General features: G+C 42.0%; 17 protein-coding genes. 6 read left to right on the forward strand and 11 right to left on the reverse strand.

Annotation, left to right across the window (positions count from 1 at the left end; translation table 11 throughout):
* Positions 1 to 454 precede the first annotated feature (454 nt).
* The 7 genes from HWQ58_RS29250 to HWQ58_RS29280 form a co-directional block, all read right to left on the reverse strand.
* A complete protein-coding gene (locus tag HWQ58_RS29250) occupies positions 455 to 1213 on the reverse strand; it encodes a YebC/PmpR family DNA-binding transcriptional regulator (protein ID WP_104906393.1) in 759 nt (252 codons plus the stop codon).
* A 156-nt stretch (positions 1214 to 1369) separates the two neighbouring features.
* Positions 1370 to 2938, reverse strand: a complete 1569-nt coding sequence (locus HWQ58_RS29255; protein ID WP_292870904.1) for a metallophosphoesterase — start codon at positions 2936 to 2938, stop codon at positions 1370 to 1372.
* A 215-nt stretch (positions 2939 to 3153) separates the two neighbouring features.
* Entirely contained in the window at positions 3154 to 3579 is a 426-nt protein-coding gene (locus HWQ58_RS29260) for a type II toxin-antitoxin system VapC family toxin (RefSeq protein ID WP_104906391.1), read from the reverse strand.
* Between the two features lie 7 nt (positions 3580 to 3586).
* A complete protein-coding gene (locus tag HWQ58_RS29265; protein ID WP_292870906.1) occupies positions 3587 to 3802 on the reverse strand; it encodes a hypothetical protein in 216 nt (71 codons plus the stop codon).
* Positions 3803 to 3928: 126 nt separating this feature from the next.
* Entirely contained in the window at positions 3929 to 5158 is a 1230-nt protein-coding gene (locus tag HWQ58_RS29270) for a damage-control phosphatase ARMT1 family protein (protein ID WP_292870908.1), read from the reverse strand.
* 304 nt (positions 5159 to 5462) lie between these two features.
* Complete coding sequence (locus HWQ58_RS29275; RefSeq protein ID WP_292870910.1) at positions 5463 to 5864, reverse strand: hypothetical protein; 402 nt, start codon at positions 5862 to 5864, stop codon at positions 5463 to 5465.
* Between the two features lie 282 nt (positions 5865 to 6146).
* Positions 6147 to 6317 (reverse strand): hypothetical protein, encoded by a 171-nt coding sequence (locus HWQ58_RS29280; RefSeq protein ID WP_292870912.1) that lies wholly within the window; start codon positions 6315 to 6317, stop codon positions 6147 to 6149.
* A gap of 623 nt (positions 6318 to 6940) precedes the next feature.
* On the opposite strand from HWQ58_RS29280, the gene HWQ58_RS29285 reads away from it, so the two are divergent.
* On the forward strand, positions 6941 to 7225 hold the full coding sequence (locus HWQ58_RS29285; RefSeq protein ID WP_292870914.1) for a DUF427 domain-containing protein: 285 nt from the start codon (positions 6941 to 6943) through the stop codon (positions 7223 to 7225).
* 129 nt (positions 7226 to 7354) lie between these two features.
* Here HWQ58_RS29285 and HWQ58_RS29290 read toward each other — a convergent pair whose 3' ends face one another.
* Positions 7355 to 8182: a PEP-CTERM sorting domain-containing protein gene (locus HWQ58_RS29290; RefSeq protein ID WP_292870916.1), complete on the reverse strand. Its 828-nt coding sequence runs from the start codon at positions 8180 to 8182 to the stop codon at positions 7355 to 7357.
* A 137-nt stretch (positions 8183 to 8319) separates the two neighbouring features.
* Here HWQ58_RS29290 and HWQ58_RS29295 point away from each other — a divergent pair, with 137 nt between their 5' ends.
* The gene (locus HWQ58_RS29295) at positions 8320 to 9441 is read left to right on the forward strand and encodes a carboxylate-amine ligase (protein WP_292870918.1); all 1122 of its coding nucleotides are present in this window, start codon (positions 8320 to 8322) and stop codon (positions 9439 to 9441) included.
* Positions 9442 to 9625: 184 nt separating this feature from the next.
* Here HWQ58_RS29295 and HWQ58_RS29300 read toward each other — a convergent pair whose 3' ends face one another.
* Entirely contained in the window at positions 9626 to 9814 is a 189-nt protein-coding gene (locus HWQ58_RS29300) for a hypothetical protein (RefSeq protein ID WP_292870920.1), read from the reverse strand.
* A gap of 395 nt (positions 9815 to 10209) precedes the next feature.
* Here HWQ58_RS29300 and HWQ58_RS29305 point away from each other — a divergent pair, with 395 nt between their 5' ends.
* Together HWQ58_RS29305 and HWQ58_RS29310 are read left to right on the forward strand one after the other, a co-directional pair.
* The gene (locus tag HWQ58_RS29305; protein WP_292870922.1) at positions 10210 to 10440 is read left to right on the forward strand and encodes a DUF433 domain-containing protein; all 231 of its coding nucleotides are present in this window, start codon (positions 10210 to 10212) and stop codon (positions 10438 to 10440) included.
* Positions 10437 to 10805, forward strand: a complete 369-nt coding sequence (locus HWQ58_RS29310; RefSeq protein ID WP_292870924.1) for a DUF5615 family PIN-like protein — start codon at positions 10437 to 10439, stop codon at positions 10803 to 10805. Before HWQ58_RS29305 ends, HWQ58_RS29310 begins: the two co-directional genes overlap by 4 nt.
* A gap of 86 nt (positions 10806 to 10891) precedes the next feature.
* Here HWQ58_RS29310 and HWQ58_RS29315 read toward each other — a convergent pair whose 3' ends face one another.
* Together HWQ58_RS29315 and HWQ58_RS29320 are read right to left on the reverse strand one after the other, a co-directional pair.
* Positions 10892 to 14410, reverse strand: a complete 3519-nt coding sequence (locus HWQ58_RS29315; protein ID WP_292870998.1) for a HEAT repeat domain-containing protein — start codon at positions 14408 to 14410, stop codon at positions 10892 to 10894.
* Between the two features lie 69 nt (positions 14411 to 14479).
* The gene (locus HWQ58_RS29320; protein WP_292870926.1) at positions 14480 to 14938 is read right to left on the reverse strand and encodes a hypothetical protein; all 459 of its coding nucleotides are present in this window, start codon (positions 14936 to 14938) and stop codon (positions 14480 to 14482) included.
* A 271-nt stretch (positions 14939 to 15209) separates the two neighbouring features.
* Between HWQ58_RS29320 and HWQ58_RS29325 the strand changes: the two genes are divergently transcribed.
* Positions 15210 to 16352, forward strand: a complete 1143-nt coding sequence (locus tag HWQ58_RS29325) for an FAD-dependent oxidoreductase (RefSeq protein ID WP_292870928.1) — start codon at positions 15210 to 15212, stop codon at positions 16350 to 16352.
* Positions 16258 to 16587 carry a hypothetical protein gene (locus tag HWQ58_RS29330; RefSeq protein ID WP_292870930.1) on the forward strand — a complete coding sequence of 110 codons (330 nt, stop codon included), beginning with the start codon at positions 16258 to 16260 and terminating at the stop codon, positions 16585 to 16587. Before HWQ58_RS29325 ends, HWQ58_RS29330 begins: the two co-directional genes overlap by 95 nt.
* Positions 16588 to 16730: the final 143 nt, after the last annotated feature.

Here is a 16730-nt window from a genome sequence, read left to right on the forward strand (position 1 = left end):
CTCATCTTTGCACTCACTACTTTTATCGTAAGCGATTATCCGGACATGATATCATGTCTATTTTTACATCCGTCAAATATAGGACTTACGTCAATACTGTTCGGGTAAGGCAAGAGACGCGATGAATCGCCGTCTATACAATGATGATTTATCGTATCTTTAGCGGTCTAAAATTTTGATCAAAAAACCTTAATCGAATTATATTGGAGCTTACGTGAATCTATCCCACTATTCTAAAAATTCCTACTTTTTGTCGTAAAATGTGCTTCAAAACCTTAATTTTTCGCTTTCATTTCTCAATAAGTTTAAGTTTTATAGCACAAATATTATTAGTAGGATAGGTTCGGGGAATACTTAGCTAAAAAATACTTGCTGGCATTTCAATTTTAAATGTAACAATTTGGACATCATCTAAATAACTGTAATTTGGCTATGATACCTGGGTTAATTTTGATTAGGAAATGCTGAGAGCCATCAATTCTTCTGCTACGTCAAAGTTAGCTGTGACATTTTGCACGTCATCCAAGCTTTCTAGAGTATCAATTAACTTGAAAAGCGATCGCGCCCGATCAGGATCGGTAACTTCTACACTATTACTAGGAATCCAGCGCAATTCGGCATCAGTTACCTTAAAGCCTTGATTTTTGAGTGTCTGACTAAGGGTTTCTAAATTTGCAATATCAGTAAATACCTCAGCCATCTCATCTTCAGTCATCTCATAAGACTGGGCACCGCCTTCAAGGGATGCTTCTAAAAGCTGTTCTTCGTCAAGTACACCCTGCACTACACAAACGCCTTTTTGTTCAAACATCCAGCTAACACAACCTGTTTCACCAAGATTGCCACCATTTTTACTAAAAGCTACACGCAAGTCAGCAGCAGTGCGATTACGATTATCTGTGAGGGCTTCGATTAAAATCGCTACACCACAAGGGCCATAGCCTTCGTAGCGAATGGCTTCAAAGATAGCATTATCGCCGCCAAAAGTGCCTGCACCTTTAGCGATCGCTCGTTCAATATTATCATTGGGAATACTCGCAGCCTTTGCTTTGTCAACTGCCGTGCGAAGTTGAAAATTCAACGCCGGATCTGGTACGCCGCTTCTAGCCGCCACGATAATCGCCCTAGATAACTGAGTAAAGGTTTTTCCCTTTTTTGCATCTACTACCGCTTTCTGGCGCTTAATATTTGCCCATTTACTATGTCCTGCCATAATTTGAGATTATCATAACTCTATTCAAGATTAGGATATACCTAGTTTTTGTCTTAATGCAAAGGTGCATTTAGTAAAAGTTCGCCAAGATGCAGCACTGAGATTTGATTTTCAAGTGAGATGAGGAATGGTGTCTTCAATTACTTCGTATCCTGTTTAGATAACAAAAGGTTCAAGTTCCGTGTTATGCCACTCTTGTTCAAGCCGTTCAGTAATCAACGGTCTGATGATAAACTTGGGCGGGCTACCATCCAGAACATCAATCCGCACACATGAATAAGGCAGTCGGTTCTGGAAATTGTAGTTATGACGGCCCACAAATAGCGTTGAATCCGCAACTTTCCGAGTGGGTTTACCTAGAATGTCAGCAAAAGTTTCCATCAATTCAGTCCCTTCTCGCCGTTGATAGCGGGGACGATGACCGCTACCACCAGAGATAATACAGTTAATGTGCGAGTCTGCAAATCCGGTATCAGTTGTGCAAAGATGCTCTAAACAGTGAGCGTGTCCATTTAAAATCAAATCGACTATGGGACGTTCTTTAATTAGAGAACCAAGAGTTTCTGCCACTTGTTCAAAGACCCAGCGCAAGCGGTGGCGAACCGCCAAGGTTTGTGCCTGATTCCACTTGGTAGCTTCTGTGACGTAGGGAGGATGGTGGAAAAAGATTACACGTCCGCGCACTTGGGAAGTGTTCCAAGATTCGATTAGTCTGCTTCGCAACCATTCAAGTTGTTCAAAGTCGATCGCAGGCATTTGATGAGATGCTAGTTGTTTTTCAATGTCGATTTTGATCTCGTTGATTTGGTCTAATTTGGCACTAAGGTCATCAAGTTGTTCCGCTTCGGTGGGTTTATCTGGGTTGAGGCGATCGTATATTTTCAAAATCTGCAATTCTTCTCGATCTATTTCCTGACGACGCTTTTGCAATTCCTGGCGGTAAATTTCCCCCTCTTGAGTTGCAGGTAAAGGTGAGGGTGTATTAAAGGTATTAGAATCCAATGCAAAAAAGTCAATCCCGCCGTAACGAAAGGTGTAATAGCGATTGGGTAAACGGGTAAACTGTCCAGGTTCATAACGCAAACAGCGCCCTGTGTCGGTCTTTGCAGTGTAGTGCCGATCTAAATGACGTTCTAACTCTTGTGGAGACATCGCTTGAGTGTAGTCCATAAATGCCCGTGCATAAGCATTACCTTGATACGATCCATGCCAGCCAATCTCAATGTCTTTGTAGCGGAACAGGCGACGCAGTGAGGATGTTGTGCCAGTAAATAAACGGTACATCAACGGCACATCGTAGTAATCATGATTCCCAAGTACTGGTAAGAACGGCAGATTAAACACCATGCGGTCATAAGGAATGCCTTTCGGGTTGTCACCACCAACAAGAAATTCCCGGTAAGGCTCAATAAAGTTTGTTGAATAATATTCTTGGGAACCCACCACATAGATGACATCGCCAGTATGCAACACAAAGCTGCAATCATCGCGGTGAGTCAGCATCAGTTCGGCAACTTTTCGTTGGGGGTGGTGTCGAGAATGGGATTTAGTACCGGAATCACCGATAACCATAAAAGAAAATTCTGGATTATCCTGCCTGCGATCGTCAATAACTATACTGGTTTGGTCAATTCCCCGTTGCACAAAACTTGGATGCATCCACCGCACCCGTTCCTTCATCTTTTGAATTTTCACAGGAATCGGTGGATCGGAAATCAATTTCATGGCTGATAACTCTTGAATGCCTAACGCACACGCCGATTGTAACGAAATATTTAATTGTCATTTGTCATTTGTCATTTGTGAATAACCAATGCCCAATGCCCTTCAGGAGTGCTGAGTGCTGAGTGCTGAGTGGGGAATCTCACTTCTTTACTCAGCACTTGAAACTCGAAACTCGGAACTGTTTAGCCCTATGCCCAATCCCCAATCCCCAATCTTTAAGGTAAATTTTCTCGCAGTAATGCTCGAAAGCCTGCTTGTTGAAAATGCTCATCAGCTGTCAGTGCTTCAGTGATGCCGCTATATTGCATAACAATAAAAGATACGCAATCGACAAATCCCCATTCTTTCTCTGTTCGTTCGCGATATAGCTGGAAAGCACGTTCGTAGAGTTCCTGGGAAAGGGGGACAATTTCTACTTTGGAGTCTGCTACTAGAGAATTTAATAATATGATTGCCGCCTGACGATAAGGTTGTTGGGATAAGGCATTGCCAATTTCCAACATTACCGCCTGTGTTGTCACCAAACGAGTTTCTGCTGCTTGTAACATTTTAGCCAGATGTAAGGCTCGGTCATGCAAGCGATCGCTCGGTGCCGATAAGGCAATGGCAAATGATGTATCAAGAAAGACTTCAGAATGCATGAAAAGTTTACTTGCTGTACAAATATTTATCTATATTGGTAGACCAGTCAGATGGCCCTTCGAGATTGAGCGATCGTGCCGTTTGTAGAAATGATACCGTTTCATGTTCGCTTGGCGGTAAAATTTCAATACTGATTCGCACGCGGGTATTAATTGGCAGTACGATCGGTTCAGCCGGATAGAACACTTTGCCATTAAACACAGCTGTGATTTTTTCTACCATTTTCCTTAAAAAGTTATTCTAGTCTATCCTAAGCTGGTTGTGGTGATACGGGTAGGGTAAACGACGCTAGAAGTAGTGAAGATACGTATACTTGTCTTACAAATTATCTCGATTTTGCAAAATTGTCTAAACTACCAACTGGATTACACCCCACTGTCCATTTGTCAACCAAGAAGAGTCAGATTTTGCTACTTTCTCGATAACTTCTGGTTTTAAACCGACTGCTACTTCTGACTTTAGGGTGCGTAGAGCTACCATTGGCATGGGTAAGTAGCAGACTATATCTGCAATGTTGGTAGTAAAATTCCAATGGCGATCGCCTAATAATCGGCGATAATTGGCATCTCCTTTGACTATAACCAAACTCGCATTGGCTAACTCATTTTTGAGGGAGTTGGGTATTTCCCAAAAAGCTAAAGGCGATGTCCAAAAGTAATTTTCAGATAGTACTAAACGCCCTGATGCAATATTGTCTTGCAATCTTTTAGCAAAGGATGTAACTTGTTGATTTCCACTAGCGGCTAAAAAACTTGTTGTGTAATGTACATCCTTAATCGTGGCATCAGAGACAAAAGTCGGATGTGGCTTTAAGTGTAGGTAAACCCGATCGGTCAGTCCGCTACTTAACAAAAAATCTACTAAAAATAAATCACAAACAAGTTCAAAACCAGCATTGTCTACAACAAAATCAATCCGTCCTCCTTGAGAGTTGATTAACAATTCCGTGACTTGGGAGGCATCATTTACTAGGATGTGAGCTAGTTGGGTTTGAATATCAAAACGACTGCGATCGCTTTCGGACGCTGACCATAAACTCAAATCAACTCGATTTCCCCACAAAGCAAAATATAACAGTGCTATTAAAGCTGTTTGATTTGATTCTCCCTTTAGTTGTGAATTATCTAACCAATTGTTAGCCTGACCACACAGTAGAATAATCGAATCCAGAGATGCTTCTAAACTTTGAGACTTTTGTAAATCAAATGGATCGACACCTTGCCAGGCACCAGGGCGAAAATAATTAGTAATTTCTAGAATTAACCGAAAAAAATAAGTTTCAGCAAAAAACCAAGGAACATCTACCCAACGCTGACCTTTGTAGAATTCTAAATATGTATTCCAGGCTGAAAAATCTACAGCAGTCTTATTTAAAAGAGGTTGTACATATCCTGCTGGCAATTTTGTAGCCAGGTTTTCTAAGCTGGTATTAATTTCAGACGAGAAATTATTTTCAGCAATAACTTTGCGAGCGATCGCAGGCATTCGTTGAGTAACTGTAAACTCAGTAAAAGAACCGACTTCTGACCCCAAAAGAGACGGTGGTATGGGTAATTTGGGGATGTGGGGTATATTCACTACAAACTTTGATTTTCCTGATCTTTTTAGTTATTCTAACCCTGTATGCGACTTGATTTCAAACCTAATTAACTCAAAAGCGGGATAAATCCACCAATGCTGCAAACAAAGCATTTAAGAAAGTCAGAAAAAAAAGACTGATTATTGTAGAGACGGCGATTCATCGCGTCTCTTGTTTTAACCAAACAGTATTGGGAGTGGTGCTTTTCGTTGTTGTGGAAGCCATGAAAGATTGGGAATTGGATGTAGAAGATACTAAAATTATAGGGAGATGCGGAGATTGATTCCAGCACTCCTAAATTGTCTATTGTGAATCATTAATATCGCCAAAGGATCTCATCTGTAACTCGACTGCGTTGACGTAACTTCGATCGTTCAAAACTTGCGCTGGTAACTTATTAGCCCTGATAGCAGCCTGAACCACATCTTTCGCAGTCAAGTATCCGGTTTGGTATTTGAATAACAAAGTGCCCCCACTAGGAATACCCTGGTCTTTTAAATAACCTTGATAAGCTAGAAAAGCAATATTGAAGGGTTGCAGATATTTAGTATCTGTGGAATTTTTACGTAAAGTATTAGAGTTGATATTTGGATTTATTTGTCCACCACCATTGTTCGTATTAACTGTTTGAGCGCCAGCAATTTTAGGGATGAAAGCCATAGAAGTAATGATAAGTGCAGAATTGAGCAAGGTTGTGAATTTCATGATTTTATCCTTAGTAGACATTAATTAGTGTTTTAAAGTCATCAACTCTTATTTTTTAAAACTTTCAGTATTTTGTAATTAGTCATCATATTTTTCGATTTACAACTCACAATTTTGAGTGAAATAATTTCCTCAAATCTCGATTAAACAAGATTTGAAGAGAATTAATACAGGTTGATAATGGAGTATTGTGGAAATAAACAAATTTATGATGAACTGTGACAAAGCTGTAATTGATAAAACGATCTAAGCTAAACCTTAAAAGCACAGAACTAACTTAGATCATTCAAAATTACCAAAACCCATCATGTAATAGGCGATAAAAGCAGTATCAAAGGATTTGAGGTGATTGACATTCGTGGAATAGCTAGGGAAAGTGTCAGAGTTGATGGCTGTGTTTATTGATGGGCTATTGTGGTTCCTGGATAGATGAAAGCAAGTGATTTTAGGCATAGAAGTAATCCAAGTAACAATATGTGCAGAATTGACTAAATTTGTGAATTTCATAGAATTATATTCAACTGAAGAAAGTGCAATCAGTATCCTCTAGTAATAGAGTTCACTGTTTTCTTAATCTCAATCTTTTATCGGAAGTTTACCTGATGGGTTGATTTGTTATTTACCCGAACTGGTAAGTTAAATTCCCCCCAATTGGAAAAATGGGGAATTAGGAGAAAGTTTAGTAATAACTTCAAAGAGGCAAAGATATGCTAAATAGAATCCTTAGCTGACAAGGATTTTTAGAAGATGCATTAGCGTAGCTCGCCGCAGGCATCGCCTATTCACATATCTAGAGATTTTTGTTTAAGGCTATCAATCGAAATCCAACTTTGTTTTGGCTAATTAACTTTCCATACCAATATGCTAGAAAATCTTGATGATGGAAGCAAATGCTTTTAATTTTCAAATTGATAAATAAAAGTGATTGCAATTAATATCTAGAGGGAAATTCTCCAATTCATTGCCTTTTCGTGACTTCTGAACTATTTTGGCAGTGTCACGGGTTCCATAAATTCACTACAAATAAGCTAATAGTGTCAAAATGTTATATGTATAGTTTATTTACAAAGTCATTTATGCCGAAAGCAATTTGGAATGGAGCTGTTTTAGCCGAGAGTGATAATACTGTAGTTGTGGAGGGCAACCATTATTTCCCTGTTGACACCATTAACAAACAGTACTTTACTGAAAGCAACACTCACACTAGTTGTGCTTGGAAAGGTGTTGCCAGTTACTACAGTATTGAAGTTGATGGGCAAGTCAACAAAGATGCTGCTTGGTATTATCCCAGCGCTAAGGAGAAGGCTAAGAACATTGAAGGTTATGTCGCCTTCTGGAAGGGTATAAAAGTAGAGGCTTAATAAAGGTTCCTGGAAGTATTTTAGTTGCAGGTAATTGATATTACATTCGACTAATTGCCCATAAAATACTTAGCCCGCGCACGCGGGCTAAGTATTTAAATTTATTTGCGAATTTATTTGAACACGTAATTATACCTTCGGCTTGCGAAATGCTGCTTGCTTTCTCTTCGTCAGCCAAGCTAGACTACCAGCAAGTATAGTACCAGCGATCGCACTTGGTTCGGGTACTCTTCTCAGAATCAGGTTAGGGGTTGTAAGAGTTATGTTTCCTCCTAATCCTAAATTATTTCCACCAGCATTAATTTGCCCATTATTATTTAAGCCAAGATTAGTACCGCTAGTGATGCCGTTGGGAGTCCCGATACTACTATAATCTTGAACAATCAGTTGACCAGTATTAATCACAGTATTGTTGCTGCTAACTAGGTGACTATGATCGGTGAGCGTCACCACATCACTAGCATTAATCTCAATATTATTGCTGCTGATAATGCTATTGATAAGTTTTAAGTTACTATCTATCTTAAAATTATCGCCGCTAACAGTGCTATTGGTAAAGGTTAGGTTACTAGAACTGTAAGCATTGAAATTACCAGCGATCGCTAACCCAGAAAATTTAACATCGGCGTCACTAATGTCAAATACGGGAAAGTTATTATTGCTACTGATGGTAAGTAAGTTAGCACCTGGGCCATTAATAGTGAGATTTTTTGCGAGCGCAAGTGCCCCACTTGTCAAGGTAATTGTACTGGGATTACTACCCAATAGGAACTCTACTACGTCATTGCTAGTTGCAGTGTTGATAGCGTCTCGCAATGAGCCAAAGCCACTGTCATCAAGATTGTTAACCGTCAAAGTAGCAGCTTGGGCTGATTCCACTTGCATTATCACCCAACCCAGAGCAACAGCTGTGGAAATAGCTTGAGCAACAGCCTTTTTTCTATTGTTTTTTATCACTTAAAACTCCTCAGATTTAGAGCAAGCAAGTATATTGAATGATGTTTAAGTTTATAACGTCTAACAAAATAAAATATAAGTATAATCTAGGGGTGCTGGTGTTGATTGATTAAACAAACGCTTGACCATCCAAATTTATGCCATCCCAGACCGAAGAATTTACTATTGGTGTCGAAGAAGAATATCAAATTATCGATCCCACGACGCGAGAACTAAGTTCGCGTGTGGAGCATATTCTTCCAAAAGCCGAGAAAGCAATTGGTTCAGAGGTGCAGCCAGAAGCCCAGCAATCGCAGATAGAAATTGGTACGCCCATCTGTAGAACACTTGCAGATGTACGCTCTGAGCTTGTTCGTTTGCGCTACGAAGTGATTACGGCGGCTGCTAAGGACGGTAAGCAAATTGCTGCTGCTGGGACGCACCCGTTCTCACATTGGGATGAACAGCAGATCACGCCCAAAGAACGTTATCAAGATTTGATGCGAGATTATCAACAACTCACCCGTGAACTAGTCATCTTTGGCTGTCATGTGCATGTGGGAATTAGCGATCGCTCTATTGCCATCCAGGTGATGAACCGGACTCGTGTATGGCTTTCCCCACTCTTGGCACTGGCAGCATCTTCACCTTTTTGGTTAGGTACGGATACAGGCTATGCAAGCTATCGTACCGAAATTTGGAGCCGATGGCCTATATCTGGAGTACCACTGATTTTCGAGTCCTTAACTGATTACGAAGCGCTTGTACAAGTTTTAGTAGAGACAAAAAGTGTCGCGGAGGCGACGAAGATTTATTGGGATGTGCGTTTGTCTGAGCGCTTTCCAACAATTGAGTTTCGAGTCACGGATGTCTGTCAGACAGTAGACGAAGCAGTAATGGTAGCAGGGCTTGTACGTGCTTTGGTGCGAACTTGCTACGAAGAAGTCATAACTGATAAACCGTTTCACCCAGTGCGTCACGAACTTATACGTGCTGCTCACTGGCGTGCTGCACGTTATGGATTAGATGAGGATTTAATTGACGTTAGCGCTATAAAAGCTGTTCCGGCACAGGAGATGGTTGAGAGCTTTCTCAGTTTCGTGCGTCCATCGCTTGAGGAGTACGGAGAATGGGATGAAGTCTCGTCTCTTGTACATAGAACGATGGAGTTTGGGAATGGTGCAACACGACAACGCGAAATTTACAAACAAACGGGGCGTTTTTCAGATGTCGTCGATTTAATCGTCCAAGATACAGCAAAAGGGATAGCTTCAGTATAAAGCTTTGGATATTGCAGTCCTAGCCATCCACACAAAATGATGTTTGAGATAAAATGCGGCTAATGACTAGTCTAAATAAATTTGACCCAATTTGTTCACAGTTCCTTTGACTTCAATTGCTTTTATTCTCGTGAATCTGAAGTTGTGCTGTTAATAGTATAAAACTTGTATTGATAAGTTTTGCTTAAGTTTTGGTAACGATCGCATAAGTTTTGTCACAAAAAGATAAGCGTTCTGAACAAAACAACTTGTGTTGTGAACGAATGGACAAGTTTTCGTTACCAACAGATAAGCGTTCTGAACGAAACAACTTGTGTTGTGAACGAACGGACAAGTTTTCGTTACCAACGGATAAGCGTTCTGAACGAAACAACTTGTGTTGTGAACGAACGGACAAGCTGTAGTAACGAAAACAACTTTATTCCTAACGACAGCTTCTTTTTTGGTAACAAATGGACAAGCTGTTGTTATCACAAGAACTTAATTTGTAACGTCGCTGCTGCAAAAGTACTCAAGTTCTTGTGAAAAGGATTTTCTTTAAGCTTTGCATCGCACGAGTAACAACATGATGCTGAAATGTAGGTAGGGTAGAGCGATCGCGACACCCAACACCAAGATCCATGTTGGGTTGGACTGCGCTTCACGCAACCTACATCTGATTTAAAACAACCTCTAATGCTTAACGTGAAAGATTCAGATAATAGAAAAAATGGACGCAGTTATTTATAATTCTTCAATCTAATAACCCCACATAGCGAGGTAACAACCATGCAAAATCTCACCAGAATTACCCGCAATCCAGAAGTGATGGGTGGTAAACCCTGCATTCGAGGAATGCGTATTACTGTTGGTACTATAGTTGGGTTAATGGCATCTGGACACAGCAATAGCGATATTCTTAAAGCATATCCCTACCTCGAAGAAGCTGATATTTATGAAGCACTTGCCTATGCTGCATGGCGAGTTGAAGAAATTGAAGTTCCTCTAAAAAGTGCATGAAAATTTTGATTGATATGAACCTTTCCCCTGATTGGGTTGTGGTTTTTCAGAGGTACAATATTTCGTCTATCCACTGGTCTACTATTGGCAACCCCCGTGAGAAAGATGCAATCATTATGGAGTGGGCAAGAACTAACAGTTATATCGTCTTTACTCACGATTTAGACTTTGGTACTTTGTTAGCTGCAACAGGTGCTGATACCCCCAGTGTAATTCAAGTTCGCGCTCAGGATATTTTGCCAAACAATATCGAAAATCTAGTCATTTCAGCCCTGAATCAGTTTGAGTCCTTACTGGAGTCAGGTGCGTTACTATTGACCAAGCTCAATCTAGGGTGCGTATTTTACCAATTCGTAAATAGCTGACAGCTTTGATTTAAGCATTTACCACAAATATGACAAAGTTCGTTGCCACCACAACTAGATTTGTAACGTCACTGCTGCAAAAATAGTTAAATTATTCTTGTGAAGAGGATTTTCTTTAATCTTCGCATTGTATCAGTAACAAGATTATGCTGATGCCAAGCTCGATAGAAATCTGGGTAAGGCATATTCTGAGTGCATTTCCATATAACATTGTAGCAATTATCATCTAATTGCAAATAACCACTTAAGGCTTTGACTACTGCAAAGCGATGTTCACTGGTTTGTATAATTTTATTTAAAGATGAAGCTGCTTCTTCACGGATGTAGTGAGCCACATTATTTGATTGCAGCAGTTGCACCAAAGCTGCGATCGCAATTTCTTTGCCCGTGCCGATTTGACTTAAGCTTCCTACTGCCAGCCAACGGGTGTAGTCATCCACATTATTTGATTGCAGCAGTTGCACCAAAGTTGCGAGCGCAAATTCATTGCCTGTGCCGATTATCCTTAAGCTATCTGCTGCCTGATAACGGGTATCGTTATTCAGATCATTTGATTGCAGCAGTTGCACCAAAGCTGCGATCGCATTTTCATTGCCAGGACCGATTTTCTCTAAGCTTTTTGCTGCCTGACACCGGGTGCGCCTATCCACAGTTGTTGATTGCAGCAATTGCACCAAGGCGGCAATCGCATTTTCATTGCCTATGCCTATTTCCCCTAAGCTTGATGCTGCCAGCCAACGGATGTAGTGAGCCACATCATTTAATTGTAGCAGTTGCACCAAGGCTGCAATTGCATTTTCATTGCCAGGGTCGATTTGCCATAAGCTATCTGCTGCCCGCCAACGGATGGCGTCATCCACAGTAGTTGATTGTAGCAGTTGCACCAAAGTGGCGATCGCTTTTTCATTGCCAGGGTCGATTTCCCCTAAACTTTCTGCTGTTTGCCTACGGGTGGAGTCATCCACAGTAGTTGATTGCAGCAGTTGCACCAAAGTGGCGATCGCTTTTTCATTGCCAGGGTCGATTTGCCATAAGCTTGATGCTGCCTGATAACGGGTATCGTTATTCAGATCATTTGATTGCAGCAGTTGCACCAAGGCGGCAATCGCATTTTCATTGCCTATGCCTATTTCCCCTAAGCTTGATGCTGCCAGCCAACAGATGTCGTAATTCAGATCATTTGATTTTGATTGCAGCAGTTGCACCAAGGCGGCGATCGCAATTTCATTGCCAGTGCCGATTTGCCTTAAGCTATCTGCTGCCTGATAACGGGTGAAGTCATCCACAATAGTTGATTGCAGCAGTTGCACCAAGGCGGCGATCGCAATTTCATTGCCAGGGTCGATTTGCCATAAGCTATCTGCTGCCCGCCAACGGGTGTCGTCATCCACAGTAGTTGATTGCAGCAGTTGCACCAAGGCTGCGATCGCATTTTCATTGCCTATGCCTATTTTCCCTAAGCTTGATTCTGCCTGCCCGTCATCCACAATAGTTGATTGCAGCAGTTGCACCAAGGCGGCGGTCGCATTTTTATTGCCTGTGCCGATTTCTCCTAAGCTATCTGCTGCCAGCAGACGGGTATTGTAATCTACATCATTTGATTGCAGCAGTTTCACCAAGGTGGCGAACGCAATTTCATTGCCAGGGTCGATTTCCCATAAGCTATGTGCTGCCAGCCAACGGGTGAAGTCATACACATCTTGAGATTGCAGCAGTTGCACCAAGGCTGCGCTCGCAATTTCATTGCCGGGGTCGATTTTCCCTAAGCTATTTGCTGCCAGGCAACGGGTATTGTAATCTACATCATTTGATTGCAGCAGTTTCACCAAGGCTGCGATCTCAAATTCATTACCAGTACCGATTTGGCTTAAGCTATCTGCTGCCGATTCACGGGTGCTGTCATCTACATCATTTGATTGCAGCAGTTTCACTAAGGCTGCGCTCGCAGTTTCATTGCCAGGGTCGATTTTCCCTAAGCTATATGCTGCCAGCCGACGGGTGAAGTCATCTAGATTATTTAATTGCAGCAGTTGCACCCAAGCTGCGATCACTTTTGTACGATCTGTCTGTTGCAGTGCTGATTTAGCTTCCTCTTTAATTGAACTCGGACTATCAATTGTCCATTTGACAATTTGTGTTACTATTTCATCTGCTTTAAAATAATCTCTAAACTCTACAATTCCTGCGGCAGCTAAAAAATAGGCACGCTCTTTATAAAATTTTTGACATCCATCTTTAAAACTAACTAAAGCATCAAAAAACTGTTGCTTTTGCTGTTTGAGATTTTCTTCTTCTCGCCCTAACCAAAGTAATATTGTTTGTTTCCATTGCGGTTCAAAGATGCGATAAGTTCCTTGATTGGGATTTTTGGGAACATGATTAAGAAAAAAATGCCAGTGATCAATTGCTATAGCAGCAAAGTACTCTTGAAATGAGGCATGAAAGAAAGCATAAATAGTTTTTCTATTTGTATCTATCCCTACACAGTTCAGCCAGCCTCGATTTAGTGCCAATTTCAGCAGCGAATTTTCATCATCAACATCGCCCAAAAACTGACTAACAAAATCCTGCCGCAAGCGAAAACGGGTTGCTTGTTTGTCTATAGCTTCTTTTGCTAATTCCCCCAGCTTGATATTGAGTTGCTGACGCTGTTCAGATGTTGTAGTGAATTCCTCTTTCTTCCACTTGTTGAAGTCATCAACAAATTGCTGATAGAGTCCTGCTTGAGTATCCGGTAATTTACCTTCTCCTGATTGCCAATTCAAACACAGCAGTGTCAACCGCAGAGGATTTTTCACTAAATCCTGAATCCGTTCCTTACCTGATTCTTTCAACGCAGTACATAACTGCTCTCCTTTTTCTCGATTAGCAGCGAACCATTTATGAATAAATCTCTCTACCTGTTGTGGATAAGAAAAATCTAAACTGCGATAGGTATCAAAATCATCAAGTGCATTAATGCTGCCATCCCACAGATTAACTCGACAGGTCAGCACAATTCGCGCTTGAGAAATTAACCTTACTTCACGGAATTGTCGTGCAATTTCTGTGAGAGGATTACCTGAAGATGCGGACATTTCATCTAACCCATCTAACAGCAGCCAGACATTATTTTGATTAAACAGAGCTACAAAATCATTCTTCAGTTGCTCAGTGGGTTCAGCTTTACTTGTTTTCTCAGCGACTTGAGTTAACCAAGTTTCAAACAGATAAGATTTTAGTTCCTTCTCTCGCAAATCTGCTAAAGATACCCAAATCACAATCGACTGGTGAATCTCACGAGATACCCAATTAGCAATCTGCTGTAAAAGTGTTGTCTTTCCTGCTCCTGGTTCGCCAATGATTGTAATTCGCTTACCTTGACTTTTAGGCGTGTTCTGCTGTTTGAGAACTTCTTCGAGAAAAGCATCATGCTCAAATGTTTTGGTGATTTCTGTCTCCTTGTAGAGTTCTGAACCCTGTTCTGGAGAAATATCACCTTGACGCTTGGATGGTTTTTTGCGCTCAACTAATCCCAGTGGTACGTAAACATCATCAACTTGCAGGGTGACTCCTTCAGTTGATGTCAGAGGGTTTGTAGTCAGCTTTCGTCGTTCTGCAAGTATTTCACAGCAGACTTGACGCCAGTCATCGGGAGTTAACTTTGTCCCATCCTCCCTTGGGGACGACTGTAGTCAGTTGTAAGTATTGGTCTGTTGCTCAATGTTGATTTGTTGGGCAACCATTGCACCTTTCTCAGCTTTTATTTCCTCTGCTAATTTTGCAAACTTGTTAATAACTGAAGGCTGTGACTTGATTTCATCTGCTAATTTTTGAATTTCCTTAGCACCCTCAGACTGGTCATTGTTAACTGCTGCTTCCACTTCTACAACAGCTTGAGCAATTTCTGGGTCTGCGTCTGCTGCTGCTTTCAGTTCCAGCACTGCTTGACCATAATCTAATCGCTGCGGTTCATTTCCCTCAACAGCACTGGTAAGTAATGGCGATTTATTCTTTTGGCGGAGTAATCCGATTAACTTACCACCTAGCGTCCATGTAGCATCACCAATGTTTTCGCCGATTTTCTCCTGTGCTTTAGTCCAAAGCGTAGTAGCGATCGCAGTAGCAACAGCCGTCAGTGTCACAGTTACCATAAATTCACTACAAATTGAATTGATATAGAAATTTCTCGGCTCAATACCTTTTGCAATTTTTCACAGAGAATATCACGAATACCACGCACAACCTGATAAGTTGAATTTTAACTCAAATAATTTGAGTGGTTTGACTGGAATCAGCGTTGAAGAATAAGAACACCTAATTGGAACCCAAGAAATCCTCGAATGATCAATCAGACTATCATCAACTCGTAAGAATTCAGCACCCAGGAGTCAGAAGTCAGAATTTATAAGGAGTTTAGCACTGATGGAAACAGCAGATGTCATTGTAATCGGCAGTGGTCAAGGAGGCATTCCACTGGCGGCTGATTTTGCCAATGATGGGCGTAAGGTTGTCTTGTTTGAGCGGGATGCTTTAGGCGGCAGTTGTATCAACTATGGCTGCACTCCGTCCAAAGCGTTCTTAGCTGCGGCTCATGCAGCAGGGCGGGCGCGCCTGGGCAAAAAGTTAGGCATCCACACACAGGTTGAAGTGGATTTTCCTGCTGTCATGGAGCGAGTTCGGGGAATCCGCAACAGCTTTAATCAGGGGATTCGCAAGCGATTGGAGACTGCGGGTGTCAAAGTCATTTGTGCCGAAGCTTCTTTTGTGGGTGAACGGACAGTCAAAGGTGGGGATGTTACCTTTCAGGCTCCTCTGGTAATCATTAACACAGGCACGTCAGCGCTGATTCCTGACATTCCTGGACTTGCAGGAACTCCCTACCTGACCAACCGCAACTTCTTTGACTTGAACACCTTACCAGCCCGTTTATTGGTGATTGGAGGCGGCTATATTGGCTTGGAATTGGGACAAGGATTAGCGCGTTTGGGCAGTCAGACCCACTTAATTGTGCGAGGCGATCGCGTCCTCGATCGGGAAGAGGCTGATGTCAGCAAGGTCTTAGCAGAAGCATTAAAACAGGATAGCATTGGGCTGCACTTTGGAGTTAATGTCAATCACGTCGCCCACGAGAGTAATGTGTTTAGCCTAACCCTGAGCAGTGGCGAACAACTCCAGGGAGAAGCGTTGCTGGTTGTGACTGGACGCAAACCTAATACAAGTCGATTAAATGCAGCCGCCAGCAAAATTGAGCTAGACGATCGAGGGTTTATCAAAATTGATCAGCAGTTCCATACTACCTGTTCTGGAGTTTATGCGATCGGGGATGCTGCCAAACAGCCTGCCTTTACGCACGTCTCGTGGGAGGACTATCGCCGCTTAAAAGCAATTATTGTGTGGAGAAAACCGGACACGGAGCGATCGCGTCCTTGGCTATGCGGTCTACACAGAACCCCAGGTTGGACGAGTGGGTATGACGTTAGAACAGGCTCACAAACAAGGTATCAACGCGCGTGCTGTCACATTACCCATGAGCCAAATTGCGCGTGCGATCGAGTGGGGGCATGACCTGGGATTTTATCGCATGGTGATCGACAGCGACACAGACAAAATCCTGGGAGCAACCCTGGTGGGGTACGAAACTGCTGAACTGGTGCATGTATTTTTATCCCTGATGGAAGCAGGAGCAACTTGGCAGTTGTTAGAGCGATCGGTTCACATCCATCCCACCTATGGTGAAGCTTTACCCAGTCTGGCACGATTGCTGCTTGGAGATAACATGCCAGGATGTCCGAATATGTGAAGAGGTTTTATTGATTATCCTTTGCATCCTTTGCGGTAGCCTGCGGCAAGCCCTTCGGGTGCCGCTCGTACCTCGCTAACGCTACGCTAACAGCAGTCGCTCATGGGCGGAAACCCCCTTGGCGCTAACCTCTCCCTTTGGGA

This window comes from Nostoc sp. LPT (assembly GCF_017115165.1).
Classification (GTDB): domain Bacteria; phylum Cyanobacteriota; class Cyanobacteriia; order Cyanobacteriales; family Nostocaceae; genus Nostoc.

Excerpts from the sequence above, each read along its gene's own strand:
- HWQ58_RS29250 (WP_104906393.1), bottom strand. The coding sequence starts at position 1,213 with ATGGCAGGACATAGTAAATGGGCAAATATTAAGCGCCAGAAAGCGGTA.
- HWQ58_RS29255 (WP_292870904.1), bottom strand. The coding sequence starts at position 2,938 with ATGAAATTGATTTCCGATCCACCGATTCCTGTGAAAATTCAAAAGATG.
- HWQ58_RS29260 (WP_104906391.1), bottom strand. The coding sequence starts at position 3,579 with ATGCATTCTGAAGTCTTTCTTGATACATCATTTGCCATTGCCTTATCG.
- HWQ58_RS29265 (WP_292870906.1), bottom strand. The coding sequence starts at position 3,802 with ATGGTAGAAAAAATCACAGCTGTGTTTAATGGCAAAGTGTTCTATCCG.
- HWQ58_RS29275 (WP_292870910.1), bottom strand. The coding sequence starts at position 5,864 with ATGAAATTCACAACCTTGCTCAATTCTGCACTTATCATTACTTCTATG.
- HWQ58_RS29280 (WP_292870912.1), bottom strand. The coding sequence starts at position 6,317 with ATGCCTAAAATCACTTGCTTTCATCTATCCAGGAACCACAATAGCCCA.
- HWQ58_RS29285 (WP_292870914.1), top strand. The coding sequence starts at position 6,941 with ATGCCGAAAGCAATTTGGAATGGAGCTGTTTTAGCCGAGAGTGATAAT.
- HWQ58_RS29295 (WP_292870918.1), top strand. The coding sequence starts at position 8,320 with ATGCCATCCCAGACCGAAGAATTTACTATTGGTGTCGAAGAAGAATAT.
- HWQ58_RS29305 (WP_292870922.1), top strand. The coding sequence starts at position 10,210 with ATGCAAAATCTCACCAGAATTACCCGCAATCCAGAAGTGATGGGTGGT.
- HWQ58_RS29310 (WP_292870924.1), top strand. The coding sequence starts at position 10,437 with ATGAAAATTTTGATTGATATGAACCTTTCCCCTGATTGGGTTGTGGTT.
- HWQ58_RS29320 (WP_292870926.1), bottom strand. The coding sequence starts at position 14,938 with ATGGTAACTGTGACACTGACGGCTGTTGCTACTGCGATCGCTACTACG.
- HWQ58_RS29325 (WP_292870928.1), top strand. The coding sequence starts at position 15,210 with ATGGAAACAGCAGATGTCATTGTAATCGGCAGTGGTCAAGGAGGCATT.
- HWQ58_RS29330 (WP_292870930.1), top strand. The coding sequence starts at position 16,258 with ATGACGTTAGAACAGGCTCACAAACAAGGTATCAACGCGCGTGCTGTC.